19 protein-coding genes and 1 riboswitch are annotated in these 22,463 nt (G+C 43.0%); of the genes, 6 read left to right on the top strand and 13 right to left on the bottom strand.

Features of this window, described 5'->3' with window-relative positions:
- Positions 1–403: 403 nt before the first annotated feature.
- Genes J2Z20_RS08650 through J2Z20_RS08640 form a run of 3 tightly spaced genes read right to left on the bottom strand, consistent with a single transcriptional unit; the run spans position 404 to position 2,788 of the window.
- The gene (locus J2Z20_RS08650; protein WP_209848178.1) at positions 404–775 is read right to left on the bottom strand and encodes an ASCH domain-containing protein; all 372 of its coding nucleotides are present in this window, start codon (positions 773–775) and stop codon (positions 404–406) included.
- The gene (locus tag J2Z20_RS08645) at positions 753–2,252 is read right to left on the bottom strand and encodes a PIN domain-containing protein (RefSeq protein ID WP_209848176.1); all 1,500 of its coding nucleotides are present in this window, start codon (positions 2,250–2,252) and stop codon (positions 753–755) included. The genes J2Z20_RS08650 and J2Z20_RS08645 overlap by 23 nt, the downstream gene beginning before the upstream one ends.
- On the bottom strand, positions 2,249–2,788 hold the full coding sequence (locus J2Z20_RS08640; protein WP_209848174.1) for an ATP-binding protein: 540 nt from the start codon (positions 2,786–2,788) through the stop codon (positions 2,249–2,251). Before J2Z20_RS08640 ends, J2Z20_RS08645 begins: the two co-directional genes overlap by 4 nt.
- Positions 2,789–3,578: 790 nt before the next feature.
- Here J2Z20_RS08640 and J2Z20_RS08635 point away from each other — a divergent pair.
- The 3 genes from J2Z20_RS08635 to J2Z20_RS08625 all read left to right on the top strand — a co-directional run bounded on the left by J2Z20_RS08635 (position 3,579) and on the right by J2Z20_RS08625 (position 7,526).
- Positions 3,579–4,406, top strand: coding sequence for a stalk domain-containing protein (locus tag J2Z20_RS08635; RefSeq protein ID WP_209848172.1), 828 nt, complete (start codon positions 3,579–3,581; stop codon positions 4,404–4,406).
- A gap of 253 nt (positions 4,407–4,659) precedes the next feature.
- A riboswitch (glycine riboswitch) is annotated at positions 4,660–4,740 on the top strand.
- A gap of 162 nt (positions 4,741–4,902) precedes the next feature.
- Positions 4,903–6,270, top strand: coding sequence for an amino acid permease (locus tag J2Z20_RS08630; RefSeq protein ID WP_209848171.1), 1,368 nt, complete (start codon positions 4,903–4,905; stop codon positions 6,268–6,270).
- A 188-nt stretch (positions 6,271–6,458) separates the two neighbouring features.
- Positions 6,459–7,526 carry an LLM class flavin-dependent oxidoreductase gene (locus J2Z20_RS08625; protein ID WP_209848169.1) on the top strand — a complete coding sequence of 356 codons (1,068 nt, stop codon included), beginning with the start codon at positions 6,459–6,461 and terminating at the stop codon, positions 7,524–7,526.
- A gap of 199 nt (positions 7,527–7,725) precedes the next feature.
- Here J2Z20_RS08625 and J2Z20_RS08620 read toward each other — a convergent pair whose 3' ends face one another.
- From J2Z20_RS08620 to J2Z20_RS08600, 5 genes are all read right to left on the bottom strand, one after another.
- Entirely contained in the window at positions 7,726–8,415 is a 690-nt protein-coding gene (locus tag J2Z20_RS08620) for a response regulator transcription factor (protein ID WP_209848167.1), read from the bottom strand.
- Positions 8,412–9,836: a sensor histidine kinase gene (locus J2Z20_RS08615; RefSeq protein WP_342454286.1), complete on the bottom strand. Its 1,425-nt coding sequence runs from the start codon at positions 9,834–9,836 to the stop codon at positions 8,412–8,414. The genes J2Z20_RS08620 and J2Z20_RS08615 overlap by 4 nt, the downstream gene beginning before the upstream one ends.
- A 59-nt stretch (positions 9,837–9,895) precedes the next feature.
- The gene (locus J2Z20_RS08610; protein WP_209848161.1) at positions 9,896–10,645 is read right to left on the bottom strand and encodes an ABC transporter permease; all 750 of its coding nucleotides are present in this window, start codon (positions 10,643–10,645) and stop codon (positions 9,896–9,898) included.
- Positions 10,638–11,378: an ABC transporter ATP-binding protein gene (locus tag J2Z20_RS08605; RefSeq protein WP_209848158.1), complete on the bottom strand. Its 741-nt coding sequence runs from the start codon at positions 11,376–11,378 to the stop codon at positions 10,638–10,640. The genes J2Z20_RS08610 and J2Z20_RS08605 overlap by 8 nt, the downstream gene beginning before the upstream one ends.
- Before the next feature lie 121 nt (positions 11,379–11,499).
- Positions 11,500–12,399, bottom strand: a complete 900-nt coding sequence (locus tag J2Z20_RS08600) for a hypothetical protein (protein ID WP_209848154.1) — start codon at positions 12,397–12,399, stop codon at positions 11,500–11,502.
- 296 nt (positions 12,400–12,695) lie between these two features.
- On the opposite strand from J2Z20_RS08600, the gene J2Z20_RS08595 reads away from it, so the two are divergent.
- From J2Z20_RS08595 to J2Z20_RS08585, 3 genes are all read left to right on the top strand, one after another.
- Positions 12,696–13,334, top strand: coding sequence for a hypothetical protein (locus J2Z20_RS08595; RefSeq protein ID WP_209848152.1), 639 nt, complete (start codon positions 12,696–12,698; stop codon positions 13,332–13,334).
- A gap of 149 nt (positions 13,335–13,483) precedes the next feature.
- Positions 13,484–14,296, top strand: coding sequence for an N-acyl homoserine lactonase family protein (locus J2Z20_RS08590; RefSeq protein ID WP_209848149.1), 813 nt, complete (start codon positions 13,484–13,486; stop codon positions 14,294–14,296).
- Positions 14,297–14,386: 90 nt separating this feature from the next.
- Positions 14,387–14,779 (top strand): MarR family winged helix-turn-helix transcriptional regulator, encoded by a 393-nt coding sequence (locus tag J2Z20_RS08585; protein WP_209848145.1) that lies wholly within the window; start codon positions 14,387–14,389, stop codon positions 14,777–14,779.
- Between the two features lie 114 nt (positions 14,780–14,893).
- Here the strand turns inward: J2Z20_RS08585 and J2Z20_RS08580 are convergent, their stop codons facing one another.
- The 5 genes from J2Z20_RS08580 to J2Z20_RS08560 all read right to left on the bottom strand — a co-directional run bounded on the left by J2Z20_RS08580 (position 14,894) and on the right by J2Z20_RS08560 (position 22,180).
- Positions 14,894–16,093 carry an MFS transporter gene (locus J2Z20_RS08580; protein ID WP_209848142.1) on the bottom strand — a complete coding sequence of 400 codons (1,200 nt, stop codon included), beginning with the start codon at positions 16,091–16,093 and terminating at the stop codon, positions 14,894–14,896.
- A 309-nt stretch (positions 16,094–16,402) separates the two neighbouring features.
- The gene (locus J2Z20_RS08575; RefSeq protein WP_209848139.1) at positions 16,403–17,206 is read right to left on the bottom strand and encodes a DUF817 domain-containing protein; all 804 of its coding nucleotides are present in this window, start codon (positions 17,204–17,206) and stop codon (positions 16,403–16,405) included.
- A gap of 42 nt (positions 17,207–17,248) precedes the next feature.
- Positions 17,249–18,904, bottom strand: coding sequence for an FAD-binding dehydrogenase (locus tag J2Z20_RS08570; protein WP_209848136.1), 1,656 nt, complete (start codon positions 18,902–18,904; stop codon positions 17,249–17,251).
- Between the two features lie 99 nt (positions 18,905–19,003).
- On the bottom strand, positions 19,004–20,515 hold the full coding sequence (locus tag J2Z20_RS08565; protein WP_209848133.1) for a M1 family metallopeptidase: 1,512 nt from the start codon (positions 20,513–20,515) through the stop codon (positions 19,004–19,006).
- 168 nt (positions 20,516–20,683) lie between these two features.
- Complete coding sequence (locus J2Z20_RS08560) at positions 20,684–22,180, bottom strand: peptide MFS transporter (protein ID WP_209848130.1); 1,497 nt, start codon at positions 22,178–22,180, stop codon at positions 20,684–20,686.
- Between the last annotated feature and the right edge of the window lie 283 nt (positions 22,181–22,463).

The raw sequence follows: 22,463 nt of genomic DNA, 5'->3' as shown, positions 1-22,463 counted from the left end.
GTCTTTGTTTTGGCATAGTAGATCCGCTCCTAATTGTATTGATTTCATTCTACTAGCCCCTATTTTTTATGTCCAACTAAGTGTAGACGATCCATAAATTGAACCTGCTTTGTATCTTTTTAATAGAGTATTTTTTAAAGTATCTTTCGATTATATTTTTAAAAATTTACAATGCTGTCCAAGTAAAGCTGACCATCGGGAATAGCAACACCTACACAAACTCCTATGTAATAAAAAGGAGTTCGTCAGACAATGAAAACTAAAGATTACGAACAGTTTATCAAAGCCGCTGCAGAGATAGTAAAAGAGGTCCTAGCTAAGAGGGGGAGCGTTGAGAAGAGCGAAGAACAAGAGAAGGGAGCCTAAGGTGCCCCCTTTTCGATATCTCAAATATAGCGCAAAACTAATCTATATAGGCAAATGATTGAGGTGGAACTGAGTAATAAACTTCACCTAATTTCATAGATCTTTGATACTTCTTATAGCTTTTAATTTTTATAGCATATCCTTTTTCCTTCTCGGTGAAATACTCAAAGAAAAACTGCTCGTCAATTCCCGAGTATGCTTTAGTTACTTCCCATAATGAATTAACATCATCAAAAAGAACCGATTCAATCTCGAATTCACCAACTACGCGACTAACAGGAGCGGTAGCATAAACCACAACCTTATTGATATCCTTTCTTTTAAATATAGTTTTACGATATTCATATTTTTTATCGCCTGAGAAAATCTTGTTCACAAATTCAGGTTTAATTGATAATAATACGTTCATCAATCTGTGCCTCCCTAATGATGTCTTTAAAGTTCTGATATGTGATTCTCATAAACCCTCGTGGAGCAGAGTGAACACTTTGAATAACCCCTAGTTCAATAAGTCTCTTCATGTTTATCCGTTTTGGAAAGGAATATGCATAAAGGAAATTAACAATAAACGGCCTACTTTTTTTATAATGCCAAAATTCTAAGAGAGCTTTGTCAGTAAACACACTTCTTTTTTTACATAAGCTTATGAAATGTTGAGGGTCTTTGATATCAGTAATGACACTTTCAACGATACCAATCGTGGTGATAACACTCTCATAGTACCCGCCAGTCCGATAAAAGACAATAATGTCTCCTGCATTGAGATTTCTTTCAATTGATCTTGAAATGAACACCTTACTAATTGCATTTCTGAATGGTTCATTTTCAATATAATCTGCTGGTGACTCTGTACGTAATATGGAATCAGGAAATAAATTAGTGTGATACTCAGGATATATCGGTGTAATGAATATTTCTTTGTTTGTATCAATATAAGGAAATGTATACTTTGGGTTCATACCATCGAAGGCAGGTTGGAAATCACGAGTATATACCAACTCCGCTCCATCCTTGGTACCATGCTTGGTAAATCCAAAATCAGTAAGCAAGTTAATTAGTCGTATTTGTTCAATGCTTCTATCAAATATAGTGACGTAGATTTCATCAACACGGGACTTTAGTGCGTTATCAAAAATAATTTTCAAAAAACGTTCTCCTAGCTTGTACCCGTTCATGGTCACTTTGAATGTTCCAATCTTTAGGCGCTTCTTTTTGGAGAATGAAGGCGAAATGTTCGAGTAGTTTTCATTCTCACCTTCAATTTTCAAATATAGAAAGGCAGCTACTCCATTATCCATTTTACATATATAAGCCATTTCATCGGCTTTTTTGTTAAACCATCTTTCAAACCCATGATAGTCTGCCTTCAGACTATCAAAGAAAGGGTCATCTATATTTATGTTTCCTATGTACTCTTTTTTAACTGAAAGGATTTTATAATTAATTAGATCAGGGTGTTCACTTGTTACCTTTTCTAGAAAGGAATCAATCGTAAATACTTTATCAGATAGGTTTAGTTGACTCGCTTTCATGGCTATTTTTCGATCTTCAGTTATTAACATATCAACTCGTTCAGCTACTAATTCATTTAACAGTTTGGTATCATTGATATCATTAGGATTTTTATCGTATTTCTTGGAAATGCTACTTACTATAGGAGTCATAGGTGCTTCAGTCTTCATAACTTGGTAACTATCAAGTTTGATGACCATAGAATTAACGGTACGTGTGTCTTTATATCTTTTTATTTCTTCGATGGTTACAGGATGGACACATTTTGAGTAACCAAGCTTGTCAAGCCATCTGAACAAAACACCAATGTCATTTTTCATTATATTACTCGTTTCACGATGAATAATAATATTAGTATCGAGTAAGACCCTCATTTTATCACCCCTAATTCTGTGATAAAGTTATGTAGCTGACTCATAGACTGGGTACTTTGATTGTAAATGTGATATGGAATATTTAACGTGTTAGCAAGGAATACTGCATGATTTATTTCTTCATCTTGAAAATGCTCTATAAAGGAAGATTCATAATCAATGTTGTCACGAATTTCAAGACGTTCTATAATGCTACTCACTGTATCCATAACAACAATGCAAGCAGATGGTTTTATTTGGTAGAATACTGTTTCGGGTATCTTAGAAATAGTACGGTTTTCATTTATTAAACAAAAGTGGCCATCCAATATAAAAACTTTTCTCATAGATTTAATCTTTTTAAGACCTTCTAAAAGAAATGCCTGATTAACGTCAATATCTGGTATTAACTTATTTGAAGGGAGGTTTTGCTTCTTTAGCTCAGAGATGATTCTGCTTGCAGAGTAAGTGGGGATTTGATATGTATTTACTAATTCGTTGCAAAAAGTGGTTTTTCCTACCCCATGTACGCCACCAATAAAAATAAGATCGTTCAAGATATGCTCTCCTTTCCAATTATGACCATATATTCATATTATACCATGGGTATATATGGTCATAAAGAACTATATAGATATCTTGGTAGAATAATGGAGGGAACAATTTGGGCAATGTACCTACTAAGAACATCTTTATTGATTCATCCATATACATATCAAGGAATTTTGAATTTAGTGATCGATATCTATGAAGGTAAAGTTTGATATAGCAGGTGAGAATTTTGAAATAGTAGAGTGTATTGTTAATGAAGATAACAATGTGCCTGTAACATTGTTTGATGAAGACTACCGTTAACATATGCTGATCTAAATATTATAAAAGGATGCCAATACAACAGTAACCGGAGATGAGACAGCAGATTACTATCGATTATTAACGATTACAAAAAAGGACGGTTCTAAGATATCGTTTGAATTCGGAGGGAACGGAAGATTTTTCAAAAATGTTGATACCGGACTCTTCTCTGTTATAAAATTGCTTACAGATTCTTTGGCTAACTCTGCATCAGTAATATCCTATGCGCCCGTTATTCCCGGAAAGGAGGATATTACCAGCAATGGGTCAAATAATACGGCCTTTTTAATTTTTCCTTTAAAACTAAACAATTTCATAATCTTATACCAACCTTTCTACTAATATTTTGCAAATCACTTATAACGCAACCATAGATTGCTTATAATTCATAGTATATTCATGTAATCCAATATCTTACCTGGGGTGTAATCCCACTTTTGTTATGGTCATATACATTAACACGTAATTATTCGGTGGAGGGATAAAACATTTATGAATATGAACAGGCGGATTCTAACAAGTCTTTTGATGTTCCTCATGGTATTCGTTGTTTATTCTGGCGTCAATTCAGGAACTGCTCAAGCCGCACCTGCAAAATATCCGGTATTGCTGAAAATCAATGATTACTATGTACTTTACACCACTCCCAAGCCGCCTTACGTGGATGCGCAGAATAGAATGATGATTCCGCTACGCTCCGTCAGCGAACTTATCGGGGCTAAGGTGAGCTACGATAGTAAGAGCAAAACTGCTGCTATCAAGATGGATGATAAAACGATCACTTTTACCATTGGCTCTAAGAAGGTCACGACTAATGGAACTGCCGATCAAATGGATACTGTTCCGGTGCTGAATCAAAATTCCATGTTTATTCCGATAAGCGTGCTTGCCGCTCACTTGGGCATCCAAAGCAACTGGGATCAAACTAACCACCTCTATTCTCTGATGGGCGACAACCTGATGCAGACGGATATCATTAAGTATACACTTGAGGATATGGAAGGTGGAGCCTGGACCGCGCCTCCTGAAAAAATCATCAGCAACGATGCATTTAGGCCGGTCTCTTATACGTATGACGCTTCGAAGGGGAGCTTTACGATTCAGGCGAAGAATATAACAGGAGCCGATGTTGCAAAAGGGGCGGCAGATGTAGCCGCGTATATACTGACGGATGACTCAGTCCAGTTTCCTGATCGGAACCGAGAACGGCCCGCTGTCAAAAAAGACGGAGTGCTTGAAGTGACCGTGAAGAACGGATCATCGAAGAGCGTAGACTATTTGCTCATTAAGGGAAGATTGCTGGACCGTCCCGCTTCATAAGGGTAGACTAGGGCCACCCCACAAAGGGATGGCCTTTAAACTTGCCGTTATAGACAGCGCGGTGAACCGTACCACAAATAAATGAGGGTTTTTTATTGAATGATTTCTATTTCCTTCTTTGGATAGGGGAATATTTTTGTTATTGACGAATCATTTAAGTAGTATTAAAATAAACAACTATTCAACAGTAGCTATACCTATCAAAAAATTTAATAATTAGAAAGCTATGATTGCTATGGATCGCACTATAGCAGGAGCAGCTTCTGGAGAGACCGCGGGAGTTTCGCGGCGCCGAAGGGTTCACAATCTCAGGCAAAAGGACAGAAGAGTACCGAATATTTATTTGGCATGCTGATATTAGTTAGCATAACAAGTCGTATTTGTTATTCTTAAGACCATGAGATTGGAGGACATCCAATCTCTTTTTTTATTGGGCTTCGTTTATTGCTCATCGTTTCCCATTAAAGATTTCATTGATTGTAAGGAGGAGTTAGATTTGGCACAACGAGAATTAAAGAGGGATTTATCGAATCGACATGTTCAACTAATCGCCATTGGCGGCACCATTGGTACCGGCTTATTCTTAGGATCCGGTAAAGCTATACAACTGGCAGGGCCCTCTATTATCTTTGCTTATTTAATCGTGGGTATTGCTCTTTTTTTTGTTATGAGAGCGCTAGGAGAACTACTGTTGTCTAAAGCAGGTTATCAATCGTTAACAGACATTGCTGAAGAATATCTTGGACCTTGGGCATCGTTTGTAACGGGATGGACATATTGGTTTTGTTGGATTATGACAGCTATGGCTGATGTTATTGCTATTGGTGTGTATGTGAGATATTGGTTTAATATCCCGCAATGGATACCTGCACTCATCTGTGTAATCATTTTATTAGGACTCAATCTATTAACTGTAAAGCTTTTTGGGGAATTGGAGTTTTGGTTTGCCCTAATAAAGGTAATTACGATTGTCGTATTAATTGGCATTGGGGTTATTTTGCTGGTGATAGGATTTAAAACTAATGCAGGACCGGTTACCATTAAAAATCTTTGGGAACATGGAGGATTGTTTCCAAACGGAATTTCAGGCTTTTTACTTTCATTCCAAATGGTGATATTTGCATATGTAGGTGTAGAATTAGTAGGTGTATCGGCAGCAGAAACATCTAATCCCGAAAAAAATATTCCATCGGCTATTAATAAAATTCCTTTAAGAATTTTATTTTTCTACGTTGGCGCACTTATCGTCCTATTATTTATTAATCCATGGATGGAACTAAATGGAGCAGAAAGTCCTTTTGTTAAAACGTTTAGTTTAGTTGGAATTCCGATTGCTGCAGGAATTATTAATTTTGTCGTATTAACTTCAGCCGCTTCTGCTAGTAATAGTGGGATGTTTTCAACAAGCCGGATCCTATATAATTTAAGCCATAATAACCAGGGTCCATCCGGTTTTGCAAAACTGAATAAAAACCATGTGCCAAGTAATGGGTTATTGGTATCCGCACTTGTTATATCAGTGGGAGCCCTTTTGAGCAAACTTATACCAGAACAAGCTTTTGGAATCGTGACTACCATTAGTGCTATTTGTTTTATTTGGGTTTGGGGTGTTATTCTTATTTGTCATTTAAGATACAAGAAAACACGTCCGGAATTACAGTCAAAATCAACATTCAAAGCACCATTAACACCATTTATAAATTATGTTGTCCTAACGTTGTTTGCTATAATGCTCATTATTATGCTGTTTGCTGAAGAAACACGTCCAGCCTTATTGTTGACCCCTCTATGGTTTATTCTATTATTTATTTTATATTGGACTAGAAGAAAAAGGGGGCATGGCCTCCATTATGATAAACGTTAACGTGCTAGGGATTGATGAAACCGCCCTTACATATGTTACGGAAACCCTCTGAGTCACATTCGAACGAGTGACCTCAAAAAACTTGAAAATGACATTGTGAAAGACCAAAATATAGACATCAGTTTCTAACATTGTCTTCTTACGAAGCTGATGGGAAGAACGGAACATTTAAGTAGGAGGGACTGTAAGTGGAAATAGGTGTGAGCACGTTTGTGGAAACAACGCCGGATGTTAAAACCGGTGAGGTGATAAGTCATGCACAGCGATTGCGTGAGGTTGTCGAGGAAATTGTACTTGCAGATCGGGTGGGGCTAGATGTATTTGGCGTGGGCGAGCATCATCGTAAAGATTATGCGGCGTCTTCTCCTGCAGTCGTGCTGGCTGCGGCTGCCTCACAGACGACACGGATACGGCTGACCAGTGCGGTCACGGTGCTTTCTTCTGCCGATCCGGTGCGCGTATTTCAGGATTTTGCTACGCTCGACGCGATTTCAAACGGACGTGCAGAGATTATGGCGGGCCGGGGTTCTTTTATCGAATCGTTTCCGCTGTTTGGATATGATTTAAATGACTATGATGAACTGTTCGATGAGAAGCTGGAGCTGCTCCTTAAAATACGAGAGTCTGAGAAAGTAACCTGGAGAGGTGGGCATCGGCCGGCGATTAATAATCTGGGCGTATATCCGCGTCCGGTTCAGAATCCTTTGCCGGTGTGGATTGGCAGCGGGGGTAATCAGGAATCGGTTATCCGCGCAGGTCTGCTCGGACTGCCGCTTGTTCTGGCGATTATTGGAGGCAGTCCACTGCAGTTTGCACCGCTCGTGCAGCTCTATAAGAAAGCGGCAGCTCATGCAGGCCATGACGCATCACGGCTGCCAGTTGGGTCACATTCGCACGGTTTTATTGCAGAGGATACACAGGTTGCGGCCGACAAGTTTTTCCCTTCCACTCAGGCAAGCATGAATGTGCTCGGGCGGGAGCGGGGCTGGGGTCATTACAGCCGTGCAACTTTCGATGCGGCACGCCGATTTGAAGGAGCGCTGTACGTAGGCGATCCAGAGACGGTTGCCGAGAAAATCATCCATCTTCGTAAGGTTGTAGGCATTACACGCTTTATGCTGCACGTACCAGTCGGTACAATGCCTCATGAGGATGTAATGAGAGCCATTGAGCTGCTTGGAACTGAAGTGGCTCCGCGGGTTCGAGAAGAAATATCCAGATGGGAGGCCGAGAACTCTATTTCATCCAAGCTATGATTTTAGTTATATTGTATTCCCAATAAACATGAACTTGCCGTTCCAAACAGGTACCTTTAAATTTGTTCTTTATTAAGAAGAGTAGATATCTTGCTAGGCGAAAATGAAAAAGCCCCTGCACATAGCCGGTTCATTGCCAGCTTGTTGCAGGGGACGTTATGGGATTAGATTGCTTCACGATATAGTTCTCCTTTGGACGCTAGATGCAAAACCGGTAACCGGCTCCCCAGATCGTCTCGATGAATTGAGGATCGGACGGGTCCAGTTCTATTTTTTCTCGAAGCTTGCGGATATGTACTGTCACAGTGGCGATTTCACCCATAGCGTCCATACCCCATATGTGATCGAACAGTTGCTCCTTGCTGAACACCCTGTTCGGGTTAGTAGCCAAGTAGAACAACAGATCGAATTCTTTCGTCGTAAAAGTTACTTCCTTCTCGTTCACGAACACGCGCCTAGCGGCCTTATCCATCGTTAAACCGCGAATGCGAATCTCATCGTTAGGCGGTTCCTTCCGGCTACTAAGCCGCTCATAGCGCGACAAATGCGCCTTAACCCTGGCGACAAGCTCGCCTGGGCTGAAAGGCTTGATGATATAGTCGTCTGCGCCAAGACCAAGGCCGCGAATCTTATCGATGTCTTCCTTTTTGGCGGAGACCATGAGGATCGGAATATCCTTCTCGCTGCGGATTTTACGGCAAATCTCGAATCCGTCAATCTCCGGCAGCATGAGGTCGAGCAGAACCAGATCATAATCGGTGCTGAGCGCACGCTGAAGCCCCATATGTCCGCTGTTCTCAATATCGGCGGCATAGCCGCTTATCTCCAAATAGTCCCGCTCCAGCTCTGCAATGCTCTGCTCATCTTCAATAATCAAAATGCGGCTCATGCAGATGCCCCCTCTCTCTCATGCTTACTCCATACCGGCAGCGCGATATAAACCGTCGTACCCCTGCCGAGCATACTACCCGCCCATATTTGGCCGCCGTGTTCCTCTATGATCTGCCTTGCGATCGACAGTCCGAGACCGCTCCCGCCGGTAGCCTGGTTCCGAGACGGATCCGCCCGATAAAACCGGTCAAAGATGTGCGGAAGCGCATCCTCCGCTATCCCCCTACCGTTATCACTTACGCTGATCACCGCTTTGCCGTCTTGCAGTGTGACGTTCATGCCGATTTTACCATCCGCTTTGTCCATGTATTTCATTGCATTTTCCAATATATTGATAAGCACGCGCTTCAGCTTCTCACGATCCGCCTTAACGAAGACAAGATCCTCCAGCAGCGTACCTTGCTCCAACTTAATTCCTTTTTTTTCCATGTCAGGATACATCTCTTGCGCACAGTCCTCCAAATAGGCGCCTATATCCACCTGCTCAAAATGAAACGGCAGTTTCCCCAGATCCAGCTTGGAGTATAAAAATAGCTCATCGATCATCTTGTCCATATGGACCGTTTTGGTGTAAATGGTCTTCACATAGCGATCGAGCTTCTCGGGTGAATTGGTCACGCCGTCCATAATGCCTTCCACATAGCCTTTAATGGCGGTGACCGGCGTTTTCAAGTCGTGCGAAATGTTCGAGATCAGTTCCTTGCGGTTCTCTTCGTACTGCAGCTGCAGCTCCACCGATTCCTTCAGTTTCTTGCGCATTTCTTCAAAAGCAACGCTAAGCTGTCCGATCTCATCCCGGGATAACGGCTTTACCTCATAATCCAAATTTCCTTCTTTTATTTCCTCGGTGGCCCTCTGTAAAGCTTTCAATGGGCGAATGATGCTGCGCGAGACCAAATAAGTAAGCACCCCGTTGGTCAACGCAAGTATGATCAGTAAAATGACGATCAACCAGGTCGAATACTGCTTAAGAACCTTTTGAAATGAGTTTGCATCCGTTACGACGAACAATGACGCCTTACTTTTATCGGGCAAAAGAAAATCCTCATGGCGGGTTATTAACAAATTCCCTGCAAATTCAGTGTTACGATCGCTGACCGTCCCAAATTTGGGCAGTTGCCCTTGCCATTCGGTAGTCCGGCTTAATTTAGGCGATGCATAGAGGATGTCATCATTGACTCGAATGATAAGCCTCATATTAATCATGCTCAGTCGTTTATCAAAGCCTTCGGCTACAGACTGCTCAAGCAAGGACTGCGGATCGCGTATGCTGATCAGCTTGAGATCGCTATAGACGCCCGCTTCCTGGTCCATGACATTTTTGATAGGGTTACCACCCGATCCGTCTACTTGATAGAGAGGCTTAAGATCACCTAGTAAAGAAACCATGACCACGATGACGGCGACAACAGACAGCACGACGGGCACCAGCAACATAGCCAAATAAGAGAGCACAAGCCTCACGCGGATGGACATGATCAAAGCTCCTTTTTATCGAACAAATAATACCCTGCTATAAAACACAATATACTACACCCAAGCAAAAACATAAAGATACTCAACAGTTGTCCTGACGCCGTCCCGCTGCCCAGCCAGAGCATGTGCCAATCCATGTAGGCGGTCGGGTAATACTTTGATATTTGCGGAAAAAAGAACGCGCTCATCTTAGCAGCTATATACAGCAAAATAGAGATGGTTAAAGCGCCGCTGCTGGTGGTAAAAAACTGTGCTAAAAGAACAACCATAATACTCAGCGTTGCAAGCGGGAGAAACGCCGCGCCGTATGCGATCAACCAGTCCAAAATAGCAGTACCTGAAATGTTGCCGCTTAAGAAAAACGCTGCAATCATGGATGCAATCAAAGCGACAAATAAATAAGCTGCAATATAGATGCCTAGTGAAATTTGCTTGGATACAAACACTTTAAAGCGCGAAATCGGCCTCGTGAGCACAAGCTTTAGCGTGTTGTCACCGAACTCCCCTGCGAACTGATCCGCAGCACTCATGAATACAAAAAGAGGCAGGAATATCGCAGTGAACAAATTAAGCATGAGTATAGGAAAATCCTTGGAAGAGATAGCTCCTATCCCGATGTTGCTCTGAAAGTTAGCAAGCAACAGACTGACTCCTATTGGGATAATTAAGGTTATCGCGAGAAAAAACAGTGATTTTTTCTTTAGAGTGATCTTTAGCGTTTCGTTCCAGACGTTGGCGTATAGACTATGCATGGGATACCGTCCCCCTTTCTTTATTCACTTCATGGAGGAAGAACTCCTCCAATGTGGCGAAACGCCCTTTCAGCTGCTCGGACAGAATACCCTCCGTCAAAATCTTTCCGTCGGATAAGATCCCGATGCGATTGCACATCAGCTCCATCTCGTAAATAAGATGGCTGGATATGAAGAAGGTGATTTTCTCCTCGCGGGCCAGCCGCATGATGATCTCGCGAATCTGCACCATGCCTTCGATGTCAAGTCCATTCGTCGGTTCATCGAGAATGAGCAGTTCAGGTTTAGACAGAATCGCCGACGCTAGACCAAGCCGCTGCTTCATGCCGAGCGAGTAATGACCCACTTTCTCGTGCTGAACGCTGCTTAACCCGACCAGCTCAAGCACTTCATCCACACGTCTGCGCGCAAGTTCGGGATAGAGGCTCGCCGCAAGTTCCAAATTTTTTCTGCCGCTCATGTATTCATAAGCTTCCGCAGTTTCGATAAGCACGCCGACCTTGGCCATCGCCTGCTCATAATGTGTGGCGACGTCATGTCCGAACAGCCGTACCTTTCCCTGATCCGCTCTGCTTAAACCGGTCATCATCTTCATCACCGTCGTTTTTCCCGCGCCGTTAGGCCCGAAAAACCCGTATACATCGCCACGCTGTACATTCAAGCTGATATCATGAATTCCTCTTTTATTGCTAAAGGTTTTCGTTAATCTCTCAATTTCCACGATCCTATCCATTTAGGGCAGTCTCCTTTTCATTTTTTGAAAATACGAGAGCGCCTGTGTTCGTTTGACAGGGAGGCGCCCTCCACATTTTGTTGCTAAGCTTGCTTTACTCCATATGCCAGCTTTTCCACGCTTATGGCATGAATGGCTTCACGTTTTCCACTTTCTTGCCAGTCAGATTGACGGTATCCGGCGTCGTGTTATTAAATTCGGACAAGCCCAAATCTACTTTCACTATCACATGATGCGCGGTGCCGCCTCTGTCTTTTCCGCTAATTTCGATTGCAGCGGTTTGATTCGTGATTCGGTTGTCCGCATTCACCGTTGCATCCAGGTTAACGGAGTCGATTTTGATATCGTCTGTTAGTTTTGGAAGACTATCTTTAATATTGTTTACATTGACACCAAGGGTAGAACTGAGATTCATCTCCTCGCCGTGATCGCGTCCGCTTGCTTTAATGAACAGCGAGCCGATCGCATTGGCTACAGCAGGGATTTGGGTTCCTGTTAAATGCATTTCAACTTCCTTAGTCTTACTTTCTTCTTTCAGCGTGACATAGTTTTTGAGATTGCCTGCCAGCTCATCAATGACATTTTCCATATCTTTAGCCATGGCTGGATCGAACTGCTCTATGTGATCTTTATGTTTCTTCAACATGTCACGTTCTGCTTTGTCCGGCTCAATGATCTGATAGGTGTCAGAGAGGTCTGTCTTGATGATTGTTTTATCTTCTTGGTGGTAGATTTGGAAGCTTTGCTCCGTCGCTTCGCCTTTTAAGGTAATATCGGCGCTGCCTGTATGAGCCTCTTTATTAGTCTTACCTGTGGAGTTCACTTGCAGCAGTACTTTCCCGTTATCCTCTATGGATAAGTTCATCCTCTCTGTAACATTCTTTACCGCGGCTGTATTCTTGATGGCCGATTTATAAGCATTGTACCCCGGCGCTTCCCCTACTCCCGCGTAAACCGATGACATCAGCAGCATACTGCCTGCCACCGCTCCTACTCCCATCATTGCTAATTTCTTCTTCATATCGTTTCCTCCTTAGGATTTGGCATCGAACCAGTTTGGCTTCTGCGACCGTCCGTGCCTTTTATTGTTTGGAATGTCCTCTCGGCTTCCATAGATACATCTTACCCCCCTGTTCTAAACTCCCAATAAATCCGTTCTAAACCATTTCTAAAACAATTCTAAAATTTTTATTAAATAGGGCAGGTGTCGCGATAAAATAATCCCTGATTTTTTCAACTAACTTTCAGCTTACGTTCATTTTGTTTTAATCTTGTGAGGATACAATAAAACCAAATCTCTTATGAGAGGTAAAATTCATGAAAACGAAAAAGACGGTTTGGATTCCAGCAATGATTGCAGCGGTGGTAGCTGCGCTGCTCGTGACTTACTATGTTTACACATCTTCGGTCCAAGGGGGCGCACACGGTCTGCCCCCAGGGGGCAGGGGACGTCCTCCCGGCGGAGAAGGGCGCGAGGAAGGCGGGGAAATGTTCACGACTTTGGGAACCATTGCCGTATTCCTTGGGGCGGCCACCTTCTCTTGGTTCTGGTTCAAGAAGAAGCTCAAATCGCCGTCGATGCTGGTGCGGAAAGCTGGGAAGATTTTATACTCCGTACATAAGCTGCTGGGCTCGGCGACCTTGATTCTCATCGTGGTTCACGGTATTTATTTTTTAATTACCAAGCTCCATGATCACAAAATTTACACCGGTCTCGCGAGCTTTGTCATTCTACTGGCGATTGTCGGCTACGGTTTCTTCATTAACAAGGTTCGTAACAAGTGGATGCGCACCGTGCATCGTTCGCTCGGGTTAATATGGGTTCCTGTGCTGCTGCTTCATGCCGGCGGGTCCGCCATCATGGCGGCTATCTCCTGCGTTGCAGTAGGGGGGCTAGTTTGGATCCTCGAAAGATCCGCTGGACAAGCCGCTAAGCCAATCCCGGGAGACCGGTGATTGGTTTTTTCTATACTTGGATATAAAAATACCGAATCCTGCAGTAACATTCCACACTTCCAGTCTGATATTGACATTAAATTCCATGTCATCTATTGTATAAATAAATGACGTGTCATTTAATGTGTTGTAGAAAAGAGGAATATCATATGACCCATCCGAGAGTTCATGTCTGGCATACTGGCGAAGTTTATATTGATAAAGCTTTGGCGTTTGAAGAAAAATCACTGCATCCAATTCCCTATACAGGGTGGTTAAGACCGAATAGAAAAAAGTGCTGGGTTCCCGTTTCTACTTACTTAATTGAACATCCAAAAGGAATGATTTTAGTAGATACTGGATGGCATGAAGAAGTAAGGAATAATCAAAGAAATCATCTTGGGTTGTTTGCTTCATCTATGTTTAAGGGACGATTACCCGAAGGAAAAGCAGTGCATGAGCAGTTGACCGCTTACGGCATAGAGCCGAGCGAAATAGACTATGTTTTGATGACTCACTTACACTCTGATCATGTCAGCGGGATTAAACATGTCACTCAAGCGAAGAAAATACTCGTAAGCCAACCGGAGTGGGAGGCGGCACATCGTGAGCTTGGTTATGTAAAATCAATGTGGAATGGTGTAAATATGACTCCTTTTGAGCTTAAACAAATCCCGCACGGACCGTATAAGTTAGGATTGGATCTTTTTCAGGATGGTTCGGTCTACATGGTTTATACACCGGGACACAGCTCAGGCCAGTGTTCTGTGTTAGTTCAAACGGTTAGAGGATGGGTATTGTTGGCTAGTGATGTAGGGTATGCAGCAAGATCGTTCACAGAAAGTATTTTGCCTGGAGTTAAAACGAATAAAATTGATGCACAACGTTCGTTGGATTGGGTAAGGGGGTTTTCGGAGAGAGAGGATTGTCTGATTACCTTAGCAAATCATGATCCTGATATACATCCTCAAATTATTGGATAACATCAAGGAGGAAACGATTTGAATACAGCTACCAAAGAAGCTGAGAAGCTCCGGTATCTCATTCTAGCCGTATAACGGCAAGGGAACCGTATGTTAAATGAACTTCTGAAGGAAACGGGAATTTCCTCTTCCCAAGCAGAGGCAATCAGAGTTATTGAAACTCAGCAGCCATTATCTCTAAAGGATTTGGGAAGTCTGCTTATTTGTGAGACAGGAAGTCCGTCAAGATTAGTTGAGCGCATGGTTAAAGATGAATTAATAGAGAAAATTATTCATCCAGAAGATTCAAGATTTGTTTTGCTGCGATTGACTAAAAAAGGGGAGAAAATCGCGGAGAAAGTCAAGATAATTGAAGAAAAAGTTTATGATTTGATTGAGAAAATGTTAACTGAAAAAGAGATAAAAGCAACCAATGATGCTTTGAGAAAATTTATTCAAGCTTTTCCTGTACACAAGACTTTGATGGATCGTGGGTATCTATAAAACTTGTTGTTAACAGTTTTAAATGTTATATATTCTCTGTATGATATATTAAAACAACAAACAGCCCCAGTTCGTATTGAAGCCGGGGCTGTTTGCTAATCAATATAAATACAATCACACCGCAGCGTGCTTACGCTCCACAACATAGCTTGCAACGGCTAACAACAGACCGAGCCCTACAATTAGGGCTCCCACCCAAGGGAGCGACGTTATCGCGAGATGGGTGATGACCCAGCCCCCAATGAAGGCTCCAGTTGCATTTCCAAGATTACCGGCTGAATGACTGGAAGTAGAGGCAAGGGCTGGAGCCGCTTGGGCCAAGCTCATAATTCGTACTTGAAGTCCCGGCATGACCGCGAAGGAAGCGGCTCCCCACAGGAAGATAGTCAATACGGCAGCGATTGGATTATGAACTGTAAAGGTGAAGATGGTAAGGATGACGCATATCCCTAAGTAAAGCCCAAGTATAGAGGGCATCAGCTTCCAGTCTGCAAGCTTTCCCCCAACGATATTACCAATCGTCACACCACAGCCGAATAATACTAGAATCCACGTTACACTATGTTCGGCAAAACCAGTTACTTGCTCGAGCATTGGAGTAATGTAAGTAAATACGGTAAATAAACTGGCATTGCCTAGTGCCCCGATCAGCAGATATAGCAGCAGCTTGGGCTGAACAAGAGCGATGATCTGCCGTATCACACTGGACGGTTTGTCTTGTTTGATTTGCGGAATGAAGATCAGTATGCCGATGAGTGCCACGATTCCCATGATGGCAATCGTACCAAAAGAAGCTCTCCATCCCAAGTGTTGTCCGATAAATGTACCAAAAGGAACACCGATAATATTGGCAATGGTTAACCCAGCCATCATGATCGACACGGCCCCTGCACGCTTGTCCGGGCGTACAAGATTGGAGGCGATGACAGCTCCAACCCCAAAGAACGTTCCATGAGTCAATGCTGTAATCATGCGAGCTATCATCAGAACGGTATAGTTCGGAGCGAATACAGAGATTCCGTTACCGAGAATAAAGAGACCCATGAGCAGACACAGTAGCATCTTTTGCGGGATTCGGTTGGTAAGGATCGTCATGATGGGAGCGCCGATGGCTACCCCAAGGGCGTACATCGTAATGAGTTGTCCTGCGGTCGGGATGCTGACATGCAGATCATTAGCGACATTAGGCAGGAGACCCATAATGACAAATTCGGTCATTCCAATCGCAAAGGCGCCTACCGTAAGAGATAATATGGAGACTGGGAACGGTTCTTTGACTGCTTGTTTTCTATCAATACTATGAGATAGTTCCATGCTGTATATTTCACCTTTCTTCTGTCTACTATGATGCAGAGCCGACAAATAAGATATGTTTCATATTATTTAGTTTTATGCTGATATTTTCAAGGGCTTTATTATAAAAGTAATGGAAAAGAACAGTTAGCACGTAGAAAATTTCCCAAGCATCATGCTAGTAGAAGGCTAATTGTCATTTCAACTCTACTTCTAGACAACCTATTAAATACGAACAATACGATTGATATTCTGCTCGTCTTGTCAGACTTCGTGATGACCGGCAGTAACGTCTAGTGGTCAAAAAGAAATAGCTAGCCCTTTATTGGGCTAGCTATTTCCGCGTAGTCCTTCACCCCGAGCCAAATCTATATCGTCCGCACTTATATGATCTTTCACCCTTTTTAGCTGAGCAACAATAATGACACTAATAATGACAAGAAGGAACCACGAGCTGATTTTACCTAGATGGACGGGCGACCAAGACGTTTGTTGGTCTGGATACTGCCAAGCGCCAAAGAATGTACTAATGTTCTCGGCAATCCAGATAAAGAACCCAATGAGTAGAAATGAGAGAATAATCGGCATTTTAAAAGTTTTCTGATTCACCTTATAGTGCACCGTCGTCTTAAAGAAGATCGGAAAAAGAAAAATTGTCAGAAGCCATCTTGCATCAAACAGATAATGATGAGTAAAGAAATTTAAATAAATCAGTACGCTAATGATGACCGCCCAAAACGGTCTTGGCCATCCTGTAATTTGCAGCTGCATTCGCCGCCAGGCTTGGCAAATATAGCTTGCCACACTCGCATACATAAAGCCGCTGTACAGCGGAACACCAAACAGCTTACTGTAGCCTGCATCCGGGTATGACCAAGAGCCCATGTGAACTTTATAAAGCTCTAAAGCGAGTCCAATGACATGAAACATGCAGATGACCTTGAGCTCATCAAAGGTTTCTAATTTAAACACCAGCATGAATATCTGGGTAATTAAACAAACAAGCAGAATGAAGTCATATCGGGGCAAGAGTGGAATAGTTACCAGCTTGGACAGAGCTAAAGTTGCAAAGATGACCACAGGAAATATGCAGGAAAGAGCCTGCAAATATGCAAAACGAAGCAAGGTTTTCATGTAAGAGAGATCACCTATTCTATGTTTATGTAAGTTTTAGTTTTACTTCAATTCTTCTGCAAGAGAACGGCCAGCTTGCCTTCCTGTGAAGAGACAACCTCCTAAGAATGTTCCTTCGAGTGAGCGATAGCCATGCATTCCACCTCCGCCAAACCCTGAAACTTCTCCAGCAGCATACAGTCCGGGCACAGGATTTCCGGCTGAGTCTAGGACGCGGCCTGATAAATCGGTTTGCAGCCCGCCAAGCGTCTTCCGGCTGACAATATTTAAGCGAACGGCGATTAATGGTCCCTTCGATGGGTCGAGAATTTTGTGGGGCGAAGCAACTCTTATTAGTTTGTCCCCGATGTACTTTCGAGCGCTGCGCAATGCGGTAATTTGCAAATCTTTAGTAAAGGCGTTGTCCAACTCTCGGTCCCTTGCAACAATTTGCCGCTCGATATCCGCAAGATTAAGCAGGTTGTGTCCTGTAAGCTTGTTCATTCTTGCCACGAGTTCAGGCAGTGTATCCGCAATGATAAAATCTTCACCTTTATCCATAAATGCTTTAACAGGTGATGTCGGGCCGGGCAAGATTCGTGATAATACCTTTTTGAGACTCTTGCCTGTTAAATCCGGATTTTGCTCAGAACCTGATAGAGCGAACTCTTTCTCAATGATTTTCTGCGTCAAAATAAACCACGAATAGTCGTACCCCGTCTTCTGAATCGCTTCAAGCGTTCCTAAAGTGTCGAACCCCGGAAAGTTCGGCGCAGGGAAACGGTTCCCAGTCGCATCCAGCCAAACGGACGAGGGACCGGGTAATATACGGATACCATGCTTAGCCCAGACAGGGTCCCAATTCTTAATGCCTTCCGTATAGTGCCACATGCGGTCTTTATTTACGATTCGCCCGCCTGCCTTCTCAGTGATCGTGAGCATTCGTCCATCCACATGCTCCGGTACACCGGAAATCATATTTTTGGGTGCTTCACCAAGCCGGGAGGGCCAGTTTTGTCTAATCAGCTCGTGATTGCCGCCAATACCGCCGCTAGTCACCACTACGGCCTGTGCATGGAACTCAAAGTCTCCTATAACATCTCGGCTGCTTGCCTCACCTCGGGCGGCGCTGCTAGGAATGAGCACTTCGCCTCTTACCCCAATGACCGCGTTATTGTCCATAATTAATTCGTTCACACGATGACGCGGACGATAGTCGACAAGACTATTTTCTATCGCTTTACGCATTTTGGTTTCGAACGGTTTGACGATTCCGGGGCCTGTTCCCCATACGATGTGAAACCGAGGAACGGAATTGCCGTGTCCTTCAGCAAGATAACCGCCGCGCTCCGCCCAGCCGACCACTGGGAAGAAGCGTATACCTAAGGAATACAGCCATTCACGTTTCTCGCCAGCAGCGAAGTTGACATAGGCTTCAGCCCATTTTCTGCCCCAATAGTCCTCATCTTCCTGCCTGTCAAACCCTGCTGATCCTAACCAGTCCTGCCACGCAAGCTCAAGGGAATCCTTGATCCCCATTCTTCGCTGCTCGGGCGAATTGACAAGAAATAACCCGCCAAACGACCACCATGCTTGACCGCCTAATGAAGCTTCTGGTTCTTGATCTATCAGGAGCACTTTCTTCCCTGCATCTGCGAGTTCTGTTGTTGCTACTAACCCTGCAAGTCCTGCACCAACGACAATCACGTCATATTTCATGCTCTAACTCTCCCTATTAGAAAAGTAATCAAATGATATTTAGCATTCGGAACCGAAGAAGAGAGGGGCTCATTTTCGTGCATAGTGAGGTAAAATTGGTTATTTCACCGCACCCTTAAATTCCGCTGTTCCGCCGTTTAACCAAGATTGAAAATAAGACTTGACCTCTGGTCCGAGCTCCGCAGCGAACGCATTGATGAGATCAGAGCTGGTAGCGTTCTTATACTCGAATGTCTCGAAATATTTCTTGAGCGCAGCATCCATTTTATCGTCGCCTACAGCTTCACCGAGCCTTACGAACATATCAGCGCCTTTATTGTAGACAAGCTTTGCATATGAGCTCCAGTTCGGGAACTGATCGACGGAAGAGCCGACACCAACTCCGTCCTTCTCGAACGTTTTGGCTATAATTTCGCCTTGGCGGATTCGAGCAAGATATTCATCATAGAACGAGGAATTGTAGGACCGAAGATACCGCAGCGTTGCATATTGGGTCAAGCTTTCATCTATCCACGGCTCTGTAACTTCATTATTTCCAACAAGACTGTACCACCATTGATGCCCCGTTTCGTGTGCGACATCTAAAGCACCTATAGGGTCATTTGCGTTACCGTACACATTTCCTTGAATGTATACAAGCCCCGGGTACTCCATTCCGCCGAAGAATCCGCTTGTTCGAATGACATCGTATTCTGGATAAGGATATTTACCCCACAATTTCGAATAGAAGTCCACCGACTGTACCGCTGTGATATGCAGGGATGTTGCCGCAAACTGATTATCCGTCTTCCGATACCAGGAGCGAACGGTCACATCTCCGACTTTATCCGTCTTATGTTCGTACTCAGAGTCCATTACGACCATGGCGAAATCGCGAACCTTTTTCGCTTCTACGTCAAAGGACCGAAATTTTCCCTTCACTGTTCCTGCCTGTTCGCCATCCGTACCTGAAGTGGCAAGCTGCAAGTCTTTTGGAATGGACACGTGCAACTTATAATCTGATGTTTCGCTGTAGAAAGGATCGCCCATCGGATAATAAGGGTCTAGGTTCCATCCATTTTGATCATACACTGCACGAATCGGAAGGAAATTCCCTAAATATACGATATGTTCGTCCAGCGACAGCCTTGAACTATTGACAGGAATATGAAGGTTAAAATCAAGCGACACATGCACCGTATCTCCTGGTTTCCAGTTCGGGGCGTCGATCTTCAAGATTGAGTCGTTCACGTGATACGAAGCGTTTGCTTCTTCTTTCTTGACATTAGAAATATCAATCCAGCCATCCTCTTTGTAATCCCCAAGGACATATGTCCAGTTCACCCCTGATAGCTTCTTGCTGTCGCGGAACGTGTTGGGATACAGGTGAAAATAAATGGCATCCAGCGTATCTTTGCTTGTGTTCTGAGCAAGAACGTCCATCGTTCCTTTTACGGTGCGGCGATCAGGTTCCAGCTGCAGGGAAAAGCCATATGAAGTAGATACGCCTTGAAGGCTTGCAGGCTGCGTTCGTTGAGGGATGCCTTGAGTTGATATCCCCCAAAATGCTCCTATAGCAATAGCCGCGATGACAACACAAATGAAACTAATAATGGCAGAACGTTTGCGCATGCGTTAACTCTCCTCATTTTTCAAACTAAGGGTTTAATTCCAAATATTTCTTTTCTGTTTAATTATCGTCTTTATTTGAGAAAAATGAAATAAAAAAATATCCTATGAAAGTCCTTAAATTTAGGATTTCATAGGATAGAAAGAGTTAACGTTGCGCACTATATATTATTAATTGATGCCCTTCATAAGGTGTTGAATTTTAGGAGATATTGCGAAGAGAATCAAACTAAGAATGATGGATGCTCCTCCAATGATTCCGAAGTAAGCCATTTCGGTCTCAGGCGTATAGAACTTCACAATTTGCGCATTGAGTGCTTGAGCTGCAGCGCTAGATAAGAACCATAGACTCATCGTTTGCGCGGAGAAAGCAGCAGGCGCCAGCTTGGTAGTCGCTGAGAGTCCTACAGGAGATAAGCATAATTCTCCAATGACGACGATGAAATAACTAAGCACAAGCCATAACGGGTTTACAAGTGAATGTTCTCCGCCCAAGTATGCTGGCAGAAGAATAACAATAAATGATAAGCCGGCAAACAATAATCCTAAAGAGAATTTTTGCGGAACGGACGGCTGACGATTTCCTAGTTTTACCCATACCCAGGCAATGATCGGAGCACACACAATAATAAATAACGGGTTGAGCGATTGGAACCATGCTGGCGAAATATGAATTCCTGCAAAGTCTAATTGTGTACGTTGATCGGCATAACTAGCCAGGATGGTTGATCCTTGCTCTTCGATCGCCCAGAACATAACAGAAGCGATAAACAACGGGATATAAGCAATGATTCGTGAACGTTCTACTTCGGTAGTTTTACGGCTGCGATACATGACAACGAAGTAGAGGGTTGGAATGATAATTCCGAGAAAACCTACAAGATCAATAAAACTGTTAAATGTAAGCACACCCGCTGGAATCGTAACCGCGATTAATACAGCGATAACAGCAATACCTAAACCAATCATCGTGAATACTTTTTTCTTTTCATCTGGTTTTAGAGGATTTGCAACGTACGTGCCGGCAATGCCAAGATTTTTTTTCTTCGTAATAACATAAACAGCTAATCCTAAGAACATACCGATTGCGGCAACACCAAATCCATAGTGGAAATTAAATTTGGTTTGAATCGTACCTACAACTAATGGAGAGAGGAATCCGCCAAGGTTAATCCCCATATAGAAAATGCTGAATCCTGAATCGCGGCGGCGGTCCTCTTCGCTGTAAATTTCACCTACGATGCTGGAAACGTTAGGTTTCAGGAGGCCTGTACCAAGCACGATCAATATCATAGAAACAAAGAACAGAGTGACGCTGCCAGGAATAGCTAGAGCGAGATGGCCGAACATAATTAATATTCCACCGTAAAATATCGCTTTTGAAGTTCCGAATATTCTATCAGCTAACCAGCCGCCAATAATGCCGGACATATATACTAATGATCCATAGATAGACATAATGGCAAGAGCGGTATTTTGATCCAGGCCCAGTCCGCCTTTTGAAACTTCATAGTACATGTAAAAAACAAGAATTGCTCTCATCCCATAATAAGAAAAACGCTCCCAAAACTCAGTGAAGAAAAGGGTGAATAATCCTTTAGGATGTCCAAAAAAACCTTTTTGCGGGACACTGTCCACAATGTTTTGTCTGTTTACATTTGTTTGCATAAAGAACCTCCTATGAAGTTTTATTGTGCGAGTTTTGTAATTTTTTTAAAGATTTAAAACGTTTTTAATTTAAAATAATATTCCTATTAAATTAACAGATTTTTTTGTCGAATTCAATAGAATAGTGTAAATTTATGTCGAAGGATATTAAGGGAATTTTACCCAGGGCAATGATGCAATATTGTAATGTAAGAGAATTAACGATTAACTCCACTTGTTTTCAGACACGAATTTTGGGAAAATAATAACCAGATTGTAAGCTTAAGATTTAAGCAGAATAGGA

The organism is Paenibacillus sediminis (assembly GCF_017873765.1).
GTDB lineage: Bacteria > Bacillota > Bacilli > Paenibacillales > Paenibacillaceae > Paenibacillus_AG > Paenibacillus_AG sediminis.
Note: the sequence above shows the minus strand (reverse complement) of the source record. Positions and strands in the feature narration are given on the sequence as shown.

Excerpts from the sequence above, each read along its gene's own strand:
- J2Z20_RS08565 (WP_209848133.1), bottom strand. The coding sequence starts at position 20,515 with ATGCGCAAACGTTCTGCCATTATTAGTTTCATTTGTGTTGTCATCGCG.
- J2Z20_RS08650 (WP_209848178.1), bottom strand. The coding sequence starts at position 775 with ATGAACGTATTATTATCAATTAAACCTGAATTTGTGAACAAGATTTTC.
- J2Z20_RS08595 (WP_209848152.1), top strand. The coding sequence starts at position 12,696 with ATGAAAACGAAAAAGACGGTTTGGATTCCAGCAATGATTGCAGCGGTG.
- J2Z20_RS08620 (WP_209848167.1), bottom strand. The coding sequence starts at position 8,415 with ATGAGCCGCATTTTGATTATTGAAGATGAGCAGAGCATTGCAGAGCTG.
- J2Z20_RS08570 (WP_209848136.1), bottom strand. The coding sequence starts at position 18,904 with ATGAAATATGACGTGATTGTCGTTGGTGCAGGACTTGCAGGGTTAGTA.
- J2Z20_RS08560 (WP_209848130.1), bottom strand. The coding sequence starts at position 22,180 with ATGCAAACAAATGTAAACAGACAAAACATTGTGGACAGTGTCCCGCAA.
- J2Z20_RS08635 (WP_209848172.1), top strand. The coding sequence starts at position 3,579 with ATGAATATGAACAGGCGGATTCTAACAAGTCTTTTGATGTTCCTCATG.
- J2Z20_RS08600 (WP_209848154.1), bottom strand. The coding sequence starts at position 12,399 with ATGAAGAAGAAATTAGCAATGATGGGAGTAGGAGCGGTGGCAGGCAGT.
- J2Z20_RS08575 (WP_209848139.1), bottom strand. The coding sequence starts at position 17,206 with ATGAAAACCTTGCTTCGTTTTGCATATTTGCAGGCTCTTTCCTGCATA.
- J2Z20_RS08645 (WP_209848176.1), bottom strand. The coding sequence starts at position 2,252 with ATGAGGGTCTTACTCGATACTAATATTATTATTCATCGTGAAACGAGT.
- J2Z20_RS08585 (WP_209848145.1), top strand. The coding sequence starts at position 14,387 with ATGTTAAATGAACTTCTGAAGGAAACGGGAATTTCCTCTTCCCAAGCA.
- J2Z20_RS08590 (WP_209848149.1), top strand. The coding sequence starts at position 13,484 with ATGACCCATCCGAGAGTTCATGTCTGGCATACTGGCGAAGTTTATATT.
- J2Z20_RS08610 (WP_209848161.1), bottom strand. The coding sequence starts at position 10,645 with ATGCATAGTCTATACGCCAACGTCTGGAACGAAACGCTAAAGATCACT.
- J2Z20_RS08605 (WP_209848158.1), bottom strand. The coding sequence starts at position 11,378 with ATGGATAGGATCGTGGAAATTGAGAGATTAACGAAAACCTTTAGCAAT.
- J2Z20_RS08580 (WP_209848142.1), bottom strand. The coding sequence starts at position 16,093 with ATGGAACTATCTCATAGTATTGATAGAAAACAAGCAGTCAAAGAACCG.